This window comes from Rhizohabitans arisaemae, assembly GCF_025996515.1.
Taxonomy (GTDB): Bacteria; Actinomycetota; Actinomycetes; order Streptosporangiales; family Streptosporangiaceae; genus Rhizohabitans; species Rhizohabitans arisaemae.
In genome coordinates this window covers 1-17,036 of sequence record NZ_BLRH01000029.1, presented here as the reverse complement: position 1 = coordinate 17,036, position 17,036 = coordinate 1, and the positions used below count along the sequence as shown (strand labels likewise).

Here is a 17,036-nt window from a genome sequence, read left to right as displayed (position 1 = left end):
CCGAGGGCAATCTTCAGCGGGTGGCCACCACCAGATGCTCCACCTGCTTGAGCAGCCTCTGATAGCCACCGGCATGACTCACATGTGTCCCACGGTCGGCGAGGGGAACCCGTTCTGGGTGTCCATCACGCCCTAGCCGCAACCAGCTGCTACAAGTCCGAGAGGGCGAGGAGGTGCCAAAGTGCCACCTCCTCGCCCTCTTCTCCGAGAACATTCCGGAGTTCCGTCATGAACCTGGTCCGCAGCGCGATGCGATGAGAACTCGATTCCTGGTATCGGGTGAAAGGAGGTGATCAGCCCTAAGGAACGGAGCTCAAGCTTGATCATCCATTCACCGGATGACGCGGAGGTGATCGATCGTGCCCGGCGTGATCCCGCCGCCTTCTCCGTATTGTTCGACCGGCACGCCCCCGCGCTCCACCGATACGTGACCCGTCGGCTGGGCGACTCGCTGGCTGACGACGTCGTGGCCGAGACGTTCCTGGCGGCTTTCCGCCGGCTCAGGCACTACGACACCGCTCACCGCGATGCCCGCCCGTGGCTGTACGGCATCGCCGCCAACCTCATCGGCAAACACCGCCGTACCGAGGTCAGAGCGTATCTGGCGCTGGCCAGAACGGGGGCGGACGAGGTGGCGGAGAGCTACGCCGACCGGGTGGAGGCCCGTGTGTCGGCCTCGGCGGTACATCGGGAGCTGGCGGAAGCGCTCGCGGTGCTGTCGCCCGAGGACCGCGAGGTACTGCTGATGGTCGCCTGGGCCGACTTCAGCTACGAGGAGGTGGCGCAGGCACTCGGCATCCCCGTCGGCACGGTGCGTTCGCGCCTGCACCGAGCTCGGAAGAAGACCCGTGCGGCCCTGGGTGGAGCCGACCCGTCCGCCGTTCAAGAGGAGGAGGCCACCTGTGGATGATCTGAAACTGCTGGGCGGCATGCGAGCGGACGCGCCGGAGCCCGGCGCCGACCGGCTGAACGCCCTGCGCGCTCGGGCGCTGAAGCGCCGCCGGTTCCGGCTTGCGCCGCCCCTGCTCGCGATGGTTGTCGGTGCGGTGGGCATTGCGGTGGTGGTGAGCGGCATCGGCTCGCCGCCGACCCCGGGCGTGCGGCTGCTGCCGGCCGTCACCAACGAGACCAAGCCCATGCGCGCGGAGATAGTGCTGAGGCGAGCCGCGCAGGTGTCCGAACGGCACACGCCTTCCCCGACACCCCGCGTCGATCAATGGCTGTACTGGAAGCTCATGGTCAGGCAACCAGACGATGCGGCACCCCTCGTCGAGGAGTACTGGACCCGCTACGACGGCACACAACAGGCTTCGCGCCATGGGCAAGGGGCGATAGAGCAGCGCCATTACGTGCCGGACCCGAACGACGACAACCTGACCCCGCGCGAGTTCGCAGCCAAGCTGGCCGAACTACCCACCGATCCCGACCGGCTGCTGGCTCACGTCAAGGCCGACCGGTTCTGGATGAACAAGGCGGAGGAAGAAGCGGGCCGTGAGGAGCATCCAGATGCGCGGGCCTTCCGGGTGCTGTCCGTCTACCTTTATCAGGAGGTCCCTGTGCCGCCCAGGCTGCGGGGTGCGATCTTCCGTGCCCTCGCCGAGATCCCGGGCGTACGGGTGGACTCCGGCGTACGTGACGCGGCGGGCCGGGCAGGCATTGGCATCGCCTACGAGAAGAGCGCTTCAGGCTCCATCCTTAGGAGTGACGCGAACGGCCAGGTGACGTCCAGGTCGTATCTTGTGTTCGACGCCACAACTTACGAGTTTCTTGGTAGAAGAGTGGACTTTTTGCGGGACGAGGTCTTCGACGGCCACATCATCACCCCTGCGGGGAGCTCTTACGCCAGTGCCGTAGTCGCGGCGGGCGTCGTGGACAAGCCAGGCGACATTCCCGAGTAGCTTGTCGGACTAAGAACTCGCGATGAACTCCACGGACGGGGGTCATCATTCGCCTGCCGATCCTCCTGGGTTCCGTACGCCCATACGCGTCGGCGAGGCGAACCGTTGAATCCGACCTTCACTCCCCGAGTACGGCTCCGGGACATGAAACCGGCTCCGTGCGCGTGTGTGGTCACGCGCACGGAGCCGGTGGATTCCTCGATCGCTTCGTAAAGCGGTCAGTCCGTGTGGCGGTGTTCGTCAAGCGGTCAGTTCGTCAAGCGGTCACTTCGTGAAGACGACGGGCAGGAACGCCGGGCCGCGGACGATCAGGGAGGGCTTGAACACGACGTCCGCGCGGGGAATCGCCAGGGCCATCGACGGGAACCGCTCCAAGGTCCTGGTGAGGAGAATCCGGGATTCCAGCCGGGCCAGCTGCGCGCCCAGGCAGTGGTGGATACCGTGGCCGAACGCGAGGTGCCGCTTGTCCTCACGGAGGATGTCGAAGCGGTCTGGGTCGGGGTAGCGGGCGGGGTCGCGGTGGGCCGATCCGATCAGGAACAGGACGGGCTCGCCGGTCGCGATCGGAATTCCCGCGATCTCCAGGTCCTCGGTGGGGAAGCGCCAGAAGGAGGACGCCGTCGGGCCGTCGTACCGGAGGACCTCCTCGATGGCAGCCTCGATGAGGGAGGGGTCCCGGCGGAGCAGGGCCGCCTGCTCCGGGTGGTCGAGCAGCGCCAGGAAGATGTCGCCGGCCAGGGCGATGGTCGTCTCGTACCCGGCCACGACGAGGCCGAGGACGGTGGCGAGCAGTTCGTCCTCGCTGATCAGTTCGGGGGTCGCTCTGATCAGGTCCGAGATGAGGTCGGTGTCAAGGTGGCGCTTCTTGTCTGCGATGAGCGCGGCCGAGTAGTCGATCAGGGAGTCCACGGCCTTGGCCGCCTGGGGGCGCTGGGCCGGGTCGGCGGCGAAGATCGCGTCCGCCCAGTTGCGGAGAGTGGCGGCGTCGCTGGGCGGAGCCCCGATGATCTCGCAGATCACCTTGACCGATAGCGGGGTGGCGACCCGGTCCAGGACGTCCACGGCCTCGCCGGCGGGCACGGCGTCGAGAAGCTCCGCCACGATCGTCTCGATGCTCTCCGCCCACTCGGCGATCCGCCGCGCGCTGAAGGTCGCGGTCGCCAACTTCCGTACGCGCGTGTGGTCAGGCGCGTCCAGGTTGAGCATGGTACGGGCCGCCACCGTGTCGCCGCCGAACGCCAGCCCGGCGGCGTGGAAGGCCGGGGGCGCGTTGCGGTAGTCGCTGGAGAGGCGGGCGTCCCGGAGCCCCTCCCTGACGTCCTCGTACCTGCTGACCAGCCAGACGTCGACATCGGTGAAGGGGAACCTCGTCCGGTGAACCGGGTGCTCCTCCCTGAGCTTCTGGTACATGGGGTAGGGGTGCTGGAAGAACTCCGGAGTGAACACCGGGAACGTGGTCATGTGCCGATCCTTGTTGCAGTGATGGAGCGATGGTTTTCCGAAGCCGGGATGTAAGAGAGCGGGCCGCGGAATTCCCTTGCCTCACCCATACGGACGGGCGGCGGACGCGCCTTTTCCCATGCGGAAACCCAGCATTGGCTAGGGGTCTTGGGTTTCACTTGCAACCGGATGGGAGCGCCGACTCCAGTGGGTCAGGCCCTGAGCTCGGGGAACTGGTCGTCACGCCATTCACCGGGCCTGGCGTCGTCTTCCTGGGCCCGCAGCTCGACCCGCCGGATCTTGCCCGACAGCGTCTTGGGCAGTTCGGCGAACTCGATCCGGCGCACCCGCTGGTAGGGGTTCAGTCGTTCGCGGGCGTGCCGGAGGATGGCCAGCGCCGTCTCCCTGCTCGGCTCGTGCCCCGGCGCCAGCGCGATGTATGCCTTGGGCACGGCCAGCCGGATCTCGTCAGGCGCGGGTACGACGGCCGCCTCGGCGACGGCAGGGTGCTCGATCAGCACCGACTCCAGCTCGAACGGGCTGATCTTGTAGTCGCTGGCCTTGAAGACGTCATCGGTCCGCCCGACGTAGAAGATGTAGCCGTCCTCGTCGACGCCGGCCACGTCGCCCGTGTGGTAGTAACCGCCGGCCATCGCCTCCGCCGTCCGCTCCGGATCGGACTGGTACCCCTTCATCAGCGGCACCGGCCGGTCCATCAGATCGAGGCAGATCTCCCCTTCCCCCGGCCCGGTCAGCGGCTTGCCGGAGGCGACGTCTACCAGGACCACGGGAACCCCCGGCAGCGGACGCCCCATGGAACCCGGTTTGACCTCGGCGCCGGGCACGTTGCCGACCTGCGCGGTCGTCTCCGTCTGCCCGAACCCGTCGCGGATCGTCAGCCCCCACGCCCGGCGGACCTGCTCGATCACCTCCGGGTTCAGCGGCTCCCCGGCCCCGATCAACTCACGCAGCCCGGTCGGCCGCTCACCCAGCTCCGCCTTGATCAGCATGCGCCATACGGTCGGCGGCGCGCAGAAGGTGTTGACGCCACGCTTGCGGAGCTGCCTGAGAAGGGCGGCGGCGTCGAAGCGGGCGTAGTTGTAGATGAACACGGTCGCCTCGGCGATCCATGGCGCGAAGAAACACGACCAGGCGTGCTTGGCCCATCCCGGGGAGGAGATGTTCAGGTGTACGTCGCCCGGCTCGACCCCCAGGAAGTACATGGTCGGCAGATGCCCGACCGGATAGGACACCTGCGTGTGCTCGACCAGCTTCGGCCGTGACGTCGTGCCCGAGGTGAAGTAGAGCAGCACCGGGTCGTCCACCGACGTCTCCGGATGCGGAATCGGCGCCCACGCGTTACCGGCAGCTTCCCGCAGGTCGGCCCACCCCTCTGCCGCCCCCACACTGATCCGGGTGAACTCGCCGGGCACCTCGGCGAGCCGTTCCGTGTCGGCCGCGTTGCAGATCAGGTGCAGGGCCCCGCTGCGGGCGACCCGGTCGGCGACGTCGGCCGCGGTCACGGCGGTCGTCGTGGGCAGCACCACCGCGCCCAGCTTCATGATCGCCAGCATCGACTCCCAGAGCTCGACCTGGTTGCCCAGCATCAGCAGAACCGGGTCGCCCTTCGCGACGCCGTGAGCGGCAAGCCAGGACGCCAGGCGATCGGACGCGCGCGCCATCTCGTCGAAGCTCCGCTCGATCGCCGACCCGTCCTCTTCGACGATCACCAGCGCCGGCCGGTCGTTCCCCCGGGCGATGGCGTCGAACCAGTCGACCGCCCAGTTGAAGCGGTCGCCGAGGTCGGGCCAGCGGAACTCGGCCACCGCCCGCCCGTAGTCACCCCGCAGGGACAGCAACTGATCCCGGCTCGCGCGGTAGGCACCGGTCACGTCCATGAGACCCTCCTAGGCAGATCGCTCGTCAACCGAGCATCCACCCCACGGTCACCCGGAGACTACCTACCAACGGGGGTAACCCGGCAGGTCAGAGCGCCCCGGAGAGCCGGGCCGCGTGTACGGCGGCGGTCCGGTTGTGTACGTCGAGCTTGCGCATCGCACTCCGCAGATAGGCCTTCACCGTCTCCGGGCTCAGCCTCAGCTCCACCGCGATCTCCAGATTGCTCGCCCCCGTGGCGACCAGCCGAAGCGCCTCACGCTCCCGCTCGGACAGCCGCCTCGCGCCGGGGGACGACGCCTTACCGCTGAGCTCCGCGTGAACGCGAAGCAGCCGGGCGCGGACCCTTTCGTCGTCGATGTCCTGGATGATGTCGGCCAGCTCGTCGAGTGCGCTCGCCGGGGGCCGTACATCGGTCTCTCTGCACGCCATGGCCTCCCGCTGGACCCGCGCGGCCACGATCCCGGCGGCCCGCATGGCGCGCTCACCGATCGGGCGCCCATCACGGACCGCGCCGTAGAGAACGGCCTCGACGGCACCGTTCACGACGATCGGCATCGCCATCACGGAGGTGATCCGTTCGTCCCGGACCACGATGTCGTCGTAGTCGTGGGTGATTCGGTCGGTTCCGGCGTAGTCGTTCACGCAATGGGGCGCGCCGTCCCTGAGTACGGCCCCGCCCAGTCCACGGCCGGAGGAGACACGCAGTCCGCGTAGTGACGTGCCGAGCGTGCCGATCAGCCGGGTGATCTCCAGCTGGAAACTCGCCGCCACCGTTCGCGTTCGGCCCCCGAAGACCACGGGGAACCCGGTCAGCCGCTGAATGTCCCGCAAGGCCTCGGGGAGTGCCCGCTCGATCGTCGTGCCTCTGCCGCCGTCCATGAACCACCCCCTGTTCCCGGGGCTGCCTTCTCGTCGCGACGCCTCATGGACCGCACGTGATCTAGGCCGTCTGTCCCGAAACACAATGTGAATTCATATTTCGGTTAGGCGCTAAGTATGTTTCAGGCACACAACACCGTCAAGAACGCTCTCGGAGCGTGCTTGGGCTCATTGGACGATTTCACAGGAAGCGTGCATCAAACGCCCTTCAGAACACGATCAAGTGCCGCCCGGCCCGCAGGTCCCCAGTTCGGCTTGCCGCCGGGGAGGCCCCGATCTCCGTTCTGCCCCATGAGCATCAGGAAAAGGCACTTCATTGCGGCCAGCCCGCGGGCGCGCCGGATCGCCGCCTCATCTGCTTGCGCGTACATGTCGAAGAACCGTGAGGCCGTGCCCGCGGGTAGCAGCACCCATGCGGCAGCGAGGTCCCACGCCGGATCGCCGGCGAACATGTCACCGAAGTCGACGATGCCCGAGAGCGTTCCGTCCGAGACGACGACGTTCGCGGGATGGAGATCGCCGTGCACCCACACCGGCGGGCCCTCCCACGCGTCGGCCGCAACGGCGTCGTCCCAGACGGCCCGGACCTCGGCAGCGATGTCGTCGGGGGCAACGGCCTGGAAGAAGTTCTCGAAGCCGTTCGTGCAGTTCCTGGGATGGGCTCCGCGGTCTGTAGCGGTCGGCGCCTCGGCAGGTGCCTCCACATGAAGCGCCTGGAGGAAGCCCGCCAGCGTGTCGGCCGCATGGGCGCCGCGGCTGATCGTGCCGTGGTCCAGCGGCTCGCCGGGAACCCACGTCATCACGGTCCAGTGCTTGGGGAAGCACTCGGACGGTTCGCCGAACCGCACCGGGAGCGGCACCGGGAGCGGCAGGCGCGGAGCCAGCACGGGTAGCCACCGCCGCTCCTTGAGCTGGAGCTCCGGGGTGGGGTCCATGCGCTGCATGCGTACGGCCAACTCGTCCCCGAGGCGCCACATTTGGTTGCCCCAGCCGCCCGCCACCTCGCGGATGGTCAGCCCTGCAAGGTCTGGATGTTGTTCCTGCAGCAGGTCGCGGACCAGGTCTGCGGTGATCTCGATCTCGGTCATGCGTAGGCACTGTACTGAGGCGGCAGGCGGAGCAGCGGATCAGAGTGCCATGGCCGTCGGCTCGTTGCAGAACGCTCAACCAGAGGAAGCTCCAAGTCGCAGCCCTGATCCATGATTCTTTGGGTCGCATGCCGTAACCTCGGCTCCACTTGTGTCCGGTGCCCCCGCCAGGCTCGAACCAAAGGAATTTGGAATCGCGGCCGCGGTGGGCCTGACGGCGACGTGTGTGGAATCTGCTCGGTTCAGATTCTCGGCCACGTCCAGGCGACGCGGGTGATCGTGAGCATCAGCGTGACCATGATGACGATCCCGACGATGTAGTAGACCCAGGTCTCGCCGATGATTGTCACCGCCGCCGTCACCACGTAGAACAGGCTCACGATGATGTTGGTGATTCTGTTGACGCGGGCCCGGGCGACGAGGGAGACGACGACCATCAATGCCGGAACCACGACATAGCAGGTCGTGAGCAAGAGGAACGTCTGGTCGATCGTGAATCCTGTGCTCGACACCTCGCCGGCGAGAACGCCGTTGATCACGTCCGTGCGGAAGAAGCCGAAGATGTCGACGTACGCGAACACGAACAGCGTGGCGACCCAGAGACCGCAGAGCACGACCTTGACGTCGGTCTTGGTGTCGGTGAGGTTGCTCGTCCGGTCCCTGCTCATTGGTGGTGCTCCTCCCGGTGGCCTGATGGCGCTGAACGGCCTCCAGTCTGGGCCGGACCGACGGCTTGGCGCCCGAGCCGTGCGGACAAGGCTCTCCCTGGCCGAAAGACCAGGTTGGCGGCTGGTCTTACGGCCGGTCCGCCACGACCGCCCGAACGCTACTGTGGCTGTCGTGTCGAATGCTGCGACATCGTTGTGGGCCGCGGTGCGGCACTCGCCGCCGCATGGCCGGCGCGACTGGGCACTCGCCGCGATCGTGATGGCCGGGGTCGTGCTTGAGGGGGTGTTCCGCCACGACTTGGTCTGGCGATCGGTCGCCGTCGCCTTCGGATGCGGTCTCGCGCTCGCCGCCCTGGTCCGGCGGACCCATCCGCTGGCGGCGGTGGCGTTCGCGTTCGGAGGATTCGCGAGCCTGGATGTGGCCATGCTCGTCGCGGGCGCCGAACCCATGGCGTTGCACAGCGGTTGGACGGTGCTGGTGCTTGTCTACTCGCTCTTGCGGTGGCGTGGCGGCCGCGACGCGGTCCTCGGGCTCGCAGTCGTGGCCCTCGCGATCACGGTCATCGTCGGCATCGACTTTCCCGGGGTCGCCGAGACGATCGCCGGGGCCGCGTTGGTGCTACTCGCTGCGGCGCTCGGTGTGTCCAGCCGCTACCGGGCTGCCGTACGCGAGCAGCGGGTCGAACAGGCGAAGCTGCAGGAGCGGGAGCAGTTGGCCCGGGAACTGCACGACACCGTCGCCCATCACGTCTCCGCGATCGCGATCCAGGCTCAGGCGGGGCTGTTCCTCGCCCGATCGTCATCGCTCAGCGGGGCGACCGAGTCGCTGGAGACCATCGACCGCGAGGCGGCCCGGACGCTCGCCGAGATGCGCACGATGGTCAGCGCGCTGCGCGACCGCGAGCGACAGCCGGCCACGGCCCCGCAGCGCCGGATCGCCGACATCGAACATCTCGTCACCGGCAGCACCGACGCGCTGCGCATCGGTGTGCGGCTGCGCGGCGACCTGACGAACCTGCCGCCGGCCGTGGAAGGCGCTGTGTACCGGGTGACCCAGGAATCGATCACCAACGCCACCCGCCACGCACATCAGGCGACCCGGGTCGAGGTCGAGGTGACCGGCGGCGCCACCGAGGTGCGGCTGACGGTCAGCGACGACGGTGCCCGCACCGCGCCCGCCGGCCAGCAATCCGGTTTCGGACTGGTCGGCATGACCGAGCGCGTCACCCTGCTCGGTGGCACGCTTACGGCCGGACCGAATCCGGATCGCGGCTGGAGCGTGCGGGCCGTCCTTCCCCGCGGGATCGCCGCGCCATGACCGTCCGCGTGCTCGTCGCCGACGACCAGGGCATCGTCCGGGCAGGACTGACGACGATCCTCAACGGCCAGCCCGGTGTCGAGGTGGTCGGGCAGGCGGCCGATGGACGCGAGGCCGTCGCGCTCGCCCACCGGCTGCGACCCGACGTGTGCCTGTTCGACATCCGCATGCCCGTCCTGGACGGCATCGAGGCCACCCGGCTGGTCGCCGGACCGGACGTGGACGATCCGATCGCCGTCGTCGTGATCACCACGTTCGACACCGACGAGTACATCTACGGAGCACTCAGAGCAGGTGCCCGTGGCTTCCTCCTCAAGGGAACGGAACCGGATCAGCTGATTCGGGCGATCCACGCCGCCGTACACGGTGACGCGCTTATCGACCCGGCCGTCACCGCCCGGCTGCTCGCCACCTTCGCGACCGGCGGCCCGGCCGCCGCGCCGGCCCAGCCCATCGACGCGTTGACGGACCGGGAGGAGAACGTGCTCGGCCGGGTCGCACGAGGCAGGACCAACGCCGAGATCGCCCGGGAACTGCACATCAGCATGAGTACGGTCAAGTTCCATCTCGCCGGTCTCATGACGAAACTCGGCGTCCGGAACCGGGTCGAGCTCGCGATATGGGCTTACCAGACGAAACGCGTCCAGTGACGACTTCAGGCCACGGCCTTGGACAAGCTCGATGCGGCACTGGGTGGGCTCACATAGGACATTGCCGTCAAAGGGAGCCGTCAACGGCCTCGGAACATGATTGTTCTGAGGCCGTTCTCGCTGGTGGAGCGCCTGGGGCTCGAACCCGGAACCTACGGATCAAAAGCCGACTTGATCAATGCCGCGCAGTGCCGCGGTGTATCGACTTCCATCGCTCTGTCCGCTGTTGTCCCCGGCAACCTGCGGGGCGATTACGCTGCGTGCCGTGCCGTACCGCTCTCCAGAACGACGCCGCAGGTCCCGGTCACGCCTCAGCGCGTCCGCGCGCGTGCCTGGTGGCCATGGCGTGGAAGACCGCCTTGGGCTCCCACCTGGTCGCGTCGAGCATCCTGACGACACCGTAGGAGCCAATGTCGGCCGCGCCTTGGAGGGCGTATCCGGCAAAGCTGAACCAGAAAGCGGCGTCCACGTTCTCCTTCTCGAAGATGTCCATCATCTCCTCGAAGTAGCGGACCTGCTCGCCCTCGTCCGGCACCGCCCCCTCCGGCACCAGCATCGCGGCGCCGCCCTGCTCGGCCGCGCCCCGCCAGGCGCAGGTGCCGAACTCGGTGACCACGACAGGCTTGCCGTGCTTGAAGTGGCCGCGCATCTCCTCGACGAAGGTGTCGGCGTTGTACGCGGTGCGGTAGGCATCCACGCCTACCAGGTCGAACGGGGCCCAGTCAACGAACTCCCATGAGCCCGAAGCGTAGGTGATCCGGCCGTTGAACAGCGACCGTACGGTCTCGGCCGACTCGGCGAGGAATGCGTTGAAGCGGCCCTTGGTCGTGTTCAACGAATCCAGCCAGGTCAGGCCGGCCATCATGGCGTCCATGCGCTCCGTATAGGTGTCGCCGGGCAGGTAGCCGTGGCCGAAGGTGGTGTACTCGCAGCCGGTCACGAATACCACCTCGGCCCCACCGCGCCGGACCGCCTCCGCGCGCTCGGCGCAGTCGGTGAAGAAGGCCAGCGTGTCCTGGTCGGGCAGGTCCACGGGGAAGGGCGCGAACCAGACCTCCAGCCCTGCCTCGGCGGCTTCCTGGGCGGCGACGCTCAGCCGGGCGGGGTCGTCGCCGGACACGCGGATGGCCTGGCAGTGCAGGTCGTCGGCGATGACGCGCATTTCGCGTCGCACGGTTTCGGCGTCGAACACCTTGCGGCTGAATTGGTCTCCCGGCAGGAACCCCGTGTCGTAGTTGATTCCCTTTTTCATGACATTTCCCTTCTTGGTGAATCCGTGTTTCAGCAGGTCCAAGGCGCATCGACGGCGTCGGCGAGCCACCGACCCACCTCCTCGAAGCGGTATTCCGAGGGCGAGCCGGGAGAAGACCCTCTCCTGGTGGGTGGTGGGCACGGCGATGATCTGCGCCGCCATGGGCGGGGCGACCGGTTCGCCCACGAAGAGCACGGCCCGCCGCCCATGGGTACGGCGGTTACCGGGGATGGTGCTCGCGGTACTGCCGGCGTAGGCCAGGTGTCAGCGGAACAGGTCTGCGTTCTCGATCGCCCAGTCGTCGTAGGTACGCAGTGGACGGCCGATGATCTCCTGCACGGAAGGCCGCTGCTCGAGCGTCCATTGGGTGAGTTCGGCCAGTTTCGCGCCGTACTCCTCAAGGGCGTACAGCGTCACGTCGATGCCGCTGTCGGGCCAGCCACGACGGCCCCAGTTCGTGCGGCTGTCGGAGGGCGTCAGCTCGACGGCGGCGATGTCGCGGCCGATGGCCTTGGCAATGCTCCGCACGCGAGAAAGGGTGCTGAGCGGCAGGCCGACCGCCTCAAGGACGGCTCCGACGTAGTCGTCGTTGCGCAGTGCCGACACTGCGACAGCAGCGAGGTCGTCTTCGTGGATGAACGGATAGTGGCCCTCGTCGAGGAATGCCTCCCGGACGACCAGCTCGGCCCTGATCGTGTCCGGCCAGTCCGATCCCGTGGCGGGATAGGTGCCTTCGACCATGGACCCCATCACCGCCGATGGCCGGATGTGAGTCCACTCGATCCCTGAACGCTCGACGGCCTTCTCTATGGCCAGCCAGAACCACGTCTCCGGCGGATACGACTCCTCGTACTCCGGCCCGTGCGAGGACAGCACCACGATGCGCCGGACACCGGCGGCCAGTGCGAGCGCCAGCGCATCCTGCACCGTCGAGGGCTCCGCACCGGCGAGGAAGACACCGTCAACGCCGTCGAAGGCCTCAGCGCACTCCCGTGGGCGGGTGATGGACCCCTCGACAAGTTCGACCGCATCAGGCCAGTCGGCCAACTGGTCGGACTCAGCGATCACGCGCACGCGATCGCCGACGGCGAGCAACTGCCGTGCCAGGCTTCGCCCGACGATCCCGGTAGGGCTGCTGCCGGCGTCTTTTCTCGCGCCGACCACGGTCAGCAGCCGCAGTTCTCCGGATTCCGGCGCACTCTTGATCCGCTTGATTTCATCCATGGCAAGACTCTCCAACTGTCGACGGAGATCTTGCGCCTTCCCCCGCGGCCTGAGCATGTGCTTCAGCCTCAGCCCTCAAGGCTGCCGGGAGAAGGGTGCGGATCTGAGGTCGTCAACACTAGCAGCAACCCAGGCTCAACCGGACAGGGCGCTCTAGCTCGCCCATGATGGAACGACTTCCTCGCGCTGTTCCGGGCCGGAATGTCGACTCATTCAGTTCGAGCTCGGTGGGAACACCAATCTTTGCCACCGCCTGACACAGCTCGGTGATCATGGTCACGCTGATGCTCACGATCACCCGAGTCGTCTGGACGTGGCCGAGAATCTGAATCGAGCGGATTCCACGAGCACGCCCCTGCCGTACCATCCGCATCCAAGCCGGCGACCATGTCCTTACTGCCGCCGACTCCCTGCGCTCCGACCTACGCGACGCGCTCAAGCGGATCCGTGCTCCCGAAGGTGCGCACTAAATTGAGCCAACCCAGGTCCACAAGTACTCACATGCCGCTTGACCTGCACGGATGTGATTTTCGGCAGGCGCAGAGCTGGTCGGATACAGCTTCGACGCCGTCCGCGAATCGGCTCGGCTCGGCCACCAACTCGTCGGCCAGGACCCGCTGCCGTGGAACGGTCCATGTGCGAGCTCCGGAAATCCTGCCTAGCATCACCGGGTCCGCGGGGCGCCGCCGCGAAACCAATGCCACGGACGCGGCGGCGCCCGGTGTGCTCATCCGGAAAACCAGAGGAGCGACATGACGATCCTAGTGACGGGGGCGACCGGCAACATCGGCCGTCGCGTCGTCGACGGGCTGGTGGGAGCCGGTCAGCGGGTTCGCGCGATGGTGCGTGATCCACGTACGGCCCGGCTGCCCGACGGGGTGGAGCTGGTCCACGGGGACTTCACCAAGCCGAAGACCTGGCAGGCGGCGCTGAAGGGGGTCGAGCGGGTTTACCTGTTCCCTTTCGCCTATGTGATGTCTGAGTCCGGGTTCGTGGAGCAGGCGGCCTCGGCGGGTGTGCACCGGTTTGTGGTGCATTCGGCGGCGGCGGCCGGATTCTCGCCGTTCGACGATGCGAGCGCGCTGGGGCGCCACTTGGAGGAGGAGCGCGAGGCCCATCGGGGGCTGGAGCTGACGGTGGAGGCCACCGGCAGGGAGTGGACGCATGTCCGTCCCGGGTTGCTGGCTGCCGGCGCGCTCGGCTGGGCCTCCGGCATCCGGGCCGAGGGGGTGGTTCGCGCGCCGTACGGCGAGTCGGGCTACCCGCTGGTGCACGAGGCGGACGTGGCGGAGGTCGCGGTCGCGGCCATGCTCACGGACCGGCACGTCGGTGAGGCCTACACGATCACGGGCCCGGTCAAGGTCACGCAGGTCGAGCAGGTGGCGGCGATCGCGACCGCGATCGGCTCGCCGGTGCGCTTCGAGGAGCTTACGCCGGAGCAGGCCCGCTCGACGTGGCTCGCGGAGGGATATCCGGCCGAGACGACCCGCTGGCTAGTCGAACTGCTGGCCGCCGCGGTCGACGGCCCGGGGGTGCTGCCGCCGACCGGCACCTACGAGGAGATCACGGGACGTACGCCGCGCACGTTCGCCCGTTGGGCCTTTGATCACGCCGCGGATTTCGGAGGGGAACCGGCATGACGATCCTGGTGACCGGTGCGACCGGCGTGGTGGGCAGGCGGGTTGTCGCCGAACTGCTGCAGGAGGGGCGGGCCGTACGCGCCCTGACCAGACGACCGGCCGCGGCCACCCTGCCCGGCGAGGTCGACGTGCGCGAAGGCGACCTGGAGCGGCCCGAATCCCTCCAGCCCGCGCTCAAGGGTGTGGAGCGGCTGTACCTGTTCCCCATGCCGGAGACGGCCGCCGAGATCGTCGCGATGGCCGTGGAGTCGGGGGTGCGGCGGATCGTGGTCCTTTCGGGCGCGAGCGCCACCGAGGAGGAGTTCGGCTCGGGATATCTGGCCGTGGAGCAGGCCGTGTCACGGTCCGGGGTGGACTGGACCCACGTCCGGCCCGGCGAGTTCGCCGGCAACTGGCTGGACTGGGGGCCGAAGATTCGCGCCGAGCGCGTCGTGCGCCGCCCGTACGGCGAAGCCGTCACCCAGCCCACCCACGAGTCCGACGTCGCCGCCGTGGCCGCCGCCGCCCTCCTTCGAGACGGGCACACCGGCCGGACTTATACGTTCGCGGGCCCGCAGGCGCTCACGGTGCGGGAGCAGGTTTCCGCGATCGCCGCCGCCATTGGATCCCCGGTGCGCTTCGAGGAACAGGACCCGATCCCGGCCCGCGACCTGTGGATCCAGGAGGGGTACCCGGCCGAGGTGGTGGACTGGCTGTTCGGCATGTGGCGTGAATCCGCCGAGAACCCACTTCCGGTGAACGAGCAGTGGGCGTCCGTCGTCCCTGACATCACGGGCCGCCCTGCCAGGACATTCGCCGAATGGGCAGTGGAGAACGCGGCCGCGTTCAGGTAGTTCCACCGGCTGCCGCCTGGACTCGGGCGGCAGTGCGCCTGCCGATAACTCCATCCGTCCAGGTCACGGCCTTGCAGGGCTTCTCTTGTAGGCAGGATTCGATTCCTGAGGGGGAGCCAGTGCGGCAGGATGGCCGGTCGTGCTCCTTCGCCTGGCCTATCTCGCCGTCACGAACACCTTCGCGGCGCTGCGGTTGCCCAGAAACCGAGGAGGATCTTCCCGGAATCTGGATCAATCCAGTCGTCGTTGACGATCTCCGCCTCCTTCTTTGTGAGCCAGATGTCTGCATCGGTTCTGGTCGCGAAGGCCTCCGGAGCCGACCTGTCCAGGTCATTCGGCCCGGGTCGGCAAGCCTGCCAGATTTTTGGTGTTCCCTGGGATGTTTTAGTGACTTTGATTCTTTGACTGCGAGCGCGGGAGCTTCTATTTTTCAAAAGTCGACAAAAGAGAGTCGACTGGATGGGCCAAATTTTCCGCTCAGGAACACAAATGACATGGCATGGCCGAAGGAATATGATTCGCAATCAATGTTCAACCTTCGCCTTCTCCTTTCATTGGAAGACGCGGCCGACATGCAACGTCGTTTTCCCGAAAGGTGGATAAATGCAGCTTCGTGCCGTTGTCTCGGCGGTAATTGGGGCATTGCTCGTCTTCTCGGCGCTCACCGCGCCCGCGTACGCCGACATCTCGCCCCCAGGGGCCAACATCTGGGCCTGCAAGCCGTCACCGCTCCGCCCGCGTCCGGTGGTCCTGGTCCACGGCACGTTCGAGGACATGGCCAGCAACTGGGGAACGCTTTCACCGAAGCTGAAGGCGGGAGGCCACTGTGTTTTCGCGCTCAACTACGGCCACCTACGGGGCACGGGGCCGCTCCAGGCCATGGGCGATATCGCCCAGTCCGCTCAGCAGCTGTCGGACTTCGTCGACAAGGTGCTGACGGAGACCGGGGCATCCAAGGTGGATCTCGTCGGTCATTCGCAGGGCGGAATGATGCCGCGTTACTACCTGAAGTTCCTGAAAGGCGCGGAGAAGGTTCACAGGCTGATCGGCATCACACCGTCCAACCACGGCACCAGCGCCCTCGGGCTGGCGAACCTCGCCAGGCTGCTCGGGCTCGACCCCGCAGTCGCGTTGGTGTGCCAGGCCTGCCGGCAGCAGATTACCGACTCCGACTTCATGAAGAAGCTGAATGACGGGGGCGACACGGTGCCCGGAGTGAACTACACGGTGATCGCCACGAAGTTCGACATGGTGGTCACGCCGTACACATCGAGTTTCCTCACAGGGGACTCCGTCAAGAACATCCTGCTCCAGGACCGCGCCCCGTTCGACCTCAGCGGTCACATCGCTGTCAACTTCGACCCAGTGGTGCACCAGATCGTGCTCAACGAACTCGACGCCCTGCCGAACCCGCTGGCCGTCACCCACGGCAACGAGCTGGGTTAAGGGATGAGCCGGGAGGGTGCGTCCTCGACGAGGACGCACCCTCGTCGTGGTGATCGCGGGTATGGAACGCACCAGTTCGTGTTGTACCGGATCAAAAGTCGTCGCGGGGCGCTTGACCTGGGGTTTGACATGGCGGCGACATGAGCAAGATCGCGGCTTGTGTCTCTCCGTCTGCTCTACCTGATCACGGTTTGGTTGTGCAGCCAACGAGCAACCACTCGCGATCAACCGCTTGCAGCAAGCCGCCTGAAACCGAGAAATCGCAGGTCAGACGGGGTATGAATGGTGAGGCGCCTGGGACTCGAACCCAGAACCTACGGATTAAAAGTCGACTTGATCAATGCCGTTGAGTGCCGCAGTGTATCGACTTCTATCAGTTTATCCGCCGCCGTCCCCGGCAATCTGCCTGGCGATGACACTGCGTGCCGTGCCGTACCGCGTACATGCGAGCAACCATCGAGCAATCATGCGTCCTTGACGGTTGAATTCGACCGCGAAGATCCGACTTCGTTCCCCGGTGTTTGAGCCGCGAAGGGAGGAGTGAACCGGTCTCGTACTTGACAGCGCAGCCCGCGCCGCCGCACTCCATACACTAGCCACCCCGCCCGAACGGCGACCAAGTTGGATTATGCGACTCGACATCTGCCGACATGATCGACTGGTGGCGTCCTCAAGAGTGCCGACAGATGGCTTGACCTGAACGGACGCTAGGGCCTGTCTGACAATTCGGAGTGGCGGAGCCAGAGCACAACAGATGCGAGGGTGACGCCTGCGAGGTAGCGGCTGGCGAGCTTGTCGAAG

Annotated in this window: 15 protein-coding genes; 7 read left to right on the top strand and 8 right to left on the bottom strand. The window is 67.0% G+C overall.

Annotated features, from left to right (window positions below):
- The first annotated feature begins 319 nt into the window (after window positions 1-319).
- Entirely contained in the window at window positions 320-910 is a 591-nt protein-coding gene (locus RUR_RS11580) for an RNA polymerase sigma factor (protein WP_283134988.1), read from the top strand.
- Window positions 903-1,898, top strand: a complete 996-nt coding sequence (locus RUR_RS11575; protein ID WP_283134987.1) for a CU044_5270 family protein — start codon at window positions 903-905, stop codon at window positions 1,896-1,898. Before RUR_RS11580 ends, RUR_RS11575 begins: the two co-directional genes overlap by 8 nt.
- A 264-nt stretch (window positions 1,899-2,162) precedes the next feature.
- Here RUR_RS11575 and RUR_RS11570 read toward each other — a convergent pair whose 3' ends face one another.
- From RUR_RS11570 to RUR_RS11550, 5 genes are all read right to left on the bottom strand, one after another.
- Complete coding sequence (locus RUR_RS11570) at window positions 2,163-3,359, bottom strand: cytochrome P450 family protein (protein WP_283134986.1); 1,197 nt, start codon at window positions 3,357-3,359, stop codon at window positions 2,163-2,165.
- A gap of 191 nt (window positions 3,360-3,550) precedes the next feature.
- Window positions 3,551-5,236 (bottom strand): AMP-binding protein, encoded by a 1,686-nt coding sequence (locus RUR_RS11565; protein ID WP_283134985.1) that lies wholly within the window; start codon window positions 5,234-5,236, stop codon window positions 3,551-3,553.
- An 88-nt stretch (window positions 5,237-5,324) separates the two neighbouring features.
- Window positions 5,325-6,116, bottom strand: a complete 792-nt coding sequence (locus RUR_RS11560; protein ID WP_283134984.1) for a LuxR C-terminal-related transcriptional regulator — start codon at window positions 6,114-6,116, stop codon at window positions 5,325-5,327.
- A gap of 197 nt (window positions 6,117-6,313) precedes the next feature.
- A complete protein-coding gene (locus tag RUR_RS11555) occupies window positions 6,314-7,204 on the bottom strand; it encodes an aminoglycoside phosphotransferase family protein (RefSeq protein WP_283134983.1) in 891 nt (296 codons plus the stop codon).
- 242 nt (window positions 7,205-7,446) lie between these two features.
- Window positions 7,447-7,872, bottom strand: coding sequence for a DUF6326 family protein (locus RUR_RS11550; RefSeq protein WP_283134982.1), 426 nt, complete (start codon window positions 7,870-7,872; stop codon window positions 7,447-7,449).
- A 172-nt stretch (window positions 7,873-8,044) separates the two neighbouring features.
- Between RUR_RS11550 and RUR_RS11545 the strand changes: the two genes are divergently transcribed.
- Window positions 8,045-9,190, top strand: coding sequence for a sensor histidine kinase (locus RUR_RS11545; protein WP_283134981.1), 1,146 nt, complete (start codon window positions 8,045-8,047; stop codon window positions 9,188-9,190).
- Window positions 9,187-9,840 (top strand): response regulator, encoded by a 654-nt coding sequence (locus tag RUR_RS11540; protein WP_283134980.1) that lies wholly within the window; start codon window positions 9,187-9,189, stop codon window positions 9,838-9,840. Before RUR_RS11545 ends, RUR_RS11540 begins: the two co-directional genes overlap by 4 nt.
- 304 nt (window positions 9,841-10,144) lie before the next feature.
- Here the strand turns inward: RUR_RS11540 and RUR_RS11535 are convergent, their stop codons facing one another.
- Together RUR_RS11535 and RUR_RS11530 are read right to left on the bottom strand one after the other, a co-directional pair.
- Window positions 10,145-11,092, bottom strand: a complete 948-nt coding sequence (locus RUR_RS11535) for a glycoside hydrolase family 113 protein (RefSeq protein WP_283134979.1) — start codon at window positions 11,090-11,092, stop codon at window positions 10,145-10,147.
- A 264-nt stretch (window positions 11,093-11,356) separates the two neighbouring features.
- Window positions 11,357-12,316, bottom strand: coding sequence for an SDR family oxidoreductase (locus tag RUR_RS11530; RefSeq protein ID WP_283134978.1), 960 nt, complete (start codon window positions 12,314-12,316; stop codon window positions 11,357-11,359).
- Window positions 12,317-13,068: 752 nt separating this feature from the next.
- Here RUR_RS11530 and RUR_RS11525 point away from each other — a divergent pair.
- Both RUR_RS11525 and RUR_RS11520 read left to right on the top strand, forming a co-directional pair.
- Window positions 13,069-13,956 carry an NAD(P)H-binding protein gene (locus RUR_RS11525; RefSeq protein WP_283134977.1) on the top strand — a complete coding sequence of 296 codons (888 nt, stop codon included), beginning with the start codon at window positions 13,069-13,071 and terminating at the stop codon, window positions 13,954-13,956.
- Complete coding sequence (locus tag RUR_RS11520) at window positions 13,953-14,789, top strand: SDR family oxidoreductase (protein ID WP_283134976.1); 837 nt, start codon at window positions 13,953-13,955, stop codon at window positions 14,787-14,789. The genes RUR_RS11525 and RUR_RS11520 overlap by 4 nt, the downstream gene beginning before the upstream one ends.
- Before the next feature lie 167 nt (window positions 14,790-14,956).
- Here RUR_RS11520 and RUR_RS36935 read toward each other — a convergent pair whose 3' ends face one another.
- Window positions 14,957-15,223 carry a hypothetical protein gene (locus RUR_RS36935; RefSeq protein WP_487250715.1) on the bottom strand — a complete coding sequence of 89 codons (267 nt, stop codon included), beginning with the start codon at window positions 15,221-15,223 and terminating at the stop codon, window positions 14,957-14,959.
- A gap of 169 nt (window positions 15,224-15,392) precedes the next feature.
- On the opposite strand from RUR_RS36935, the gene RUR_RS11515 reads away from it, so the two are divergent.
- Window positions 15,393-16,235 carry an esterase/lipase family protein gene (locus RUR_RS11515; RefSeq protein ID WP_283134975.1) on the top strand — a complete coding sequence of 281 codons (843 nt, stop codon included), beginning with the start codon at window positions 15,393-15,395 and terminating at the stop codon, window positions 16,233-16,235.
- Window positions 16,236-17,036 lie beyond the last annotated feature (801 nt).

Excerpts from the sequence above, each read along its gene's own strand:
- RUR_RS11570 (WP_283134986.1), bottom strand. The coding sequence starts at position 3,359 with ATGACCACGTTCCCGGTGTTCACTCCGGAGTTCTTCCAGCACCCCTAC.
- RUR_RS11565 (WP_283134985.1), bottom strand. The coding sequence starts at position 5,236 with ATGGACGTGACCGGTGCCTACCGCGCGAGCCGGGATCAGTTGCTGTCC.
- RUR_RS11560 (WP_283134984.1), bottom strand. The coding sequence starts at position 6,116 with ATGGACGGCGGCAGAGGCACGACGATCGAGCGGGCACTCCCCGAGGCC.
- RUR_RS11555 (WP_283134983.1), bottom strand. The coding sequence starts at position 7,204 with ATGACCGAGATCGAGATCACCGCAGACCTGGTCCGCGACCTGCTGCAG.
- RUR_RS11550 (WP_283134982.1), bottom strand. The coding sequence starts at position 7,872 with ATGAGCAGGGACCGGACGAGCAACCTCACCGACACCAAGACCGACGTC.
- RUR_RS11540 (WP_283134980.1), top strand. The coding sequence starts at position 9,187 with ATGACCGTCCGCGTGCTCGTCGCCGACGACCAGGGCATCGTCCGGGCA.
- RUR_RS11535 (WP_283134979.1), bottom strand. The coding sequence starts at position 11,092 with ATGAAAAAGGGAATCAACTACGACACGGGGTTCCTGCCGGGAGACCAA.
- RUR_RS11530 (WP_283134978.1), bottom strand. The coding sequence starts at position 12,316 with ATGGATGAAATCAAGCGGATCAAGAGTGCGCCGGAATCCGGAGAACTG.
- RUR_RS11525 (WP_283134977.1), top strand. The coding sequence starts at position 13,069 with ATGACGATCCTAGTGACGGGGGCGACCGGCAACATCGGCCGTCGCGTC.
- RUR_RS11520 (WP_283134976.1), top strand. The coding sequence starts at position 13,953 with ATGACGATCCTGGTGACCGGTGCGACCGGCGTGGTGGGCAGGCGGGTT.
- RUR_RS11515 (WP_283134975.1), top strand. The coding sequence starts at position 15,393 with ATGCAGCTTCGTGCCGTTGTCTCGGCGGTAATTGGGGCATTGCTCGTC.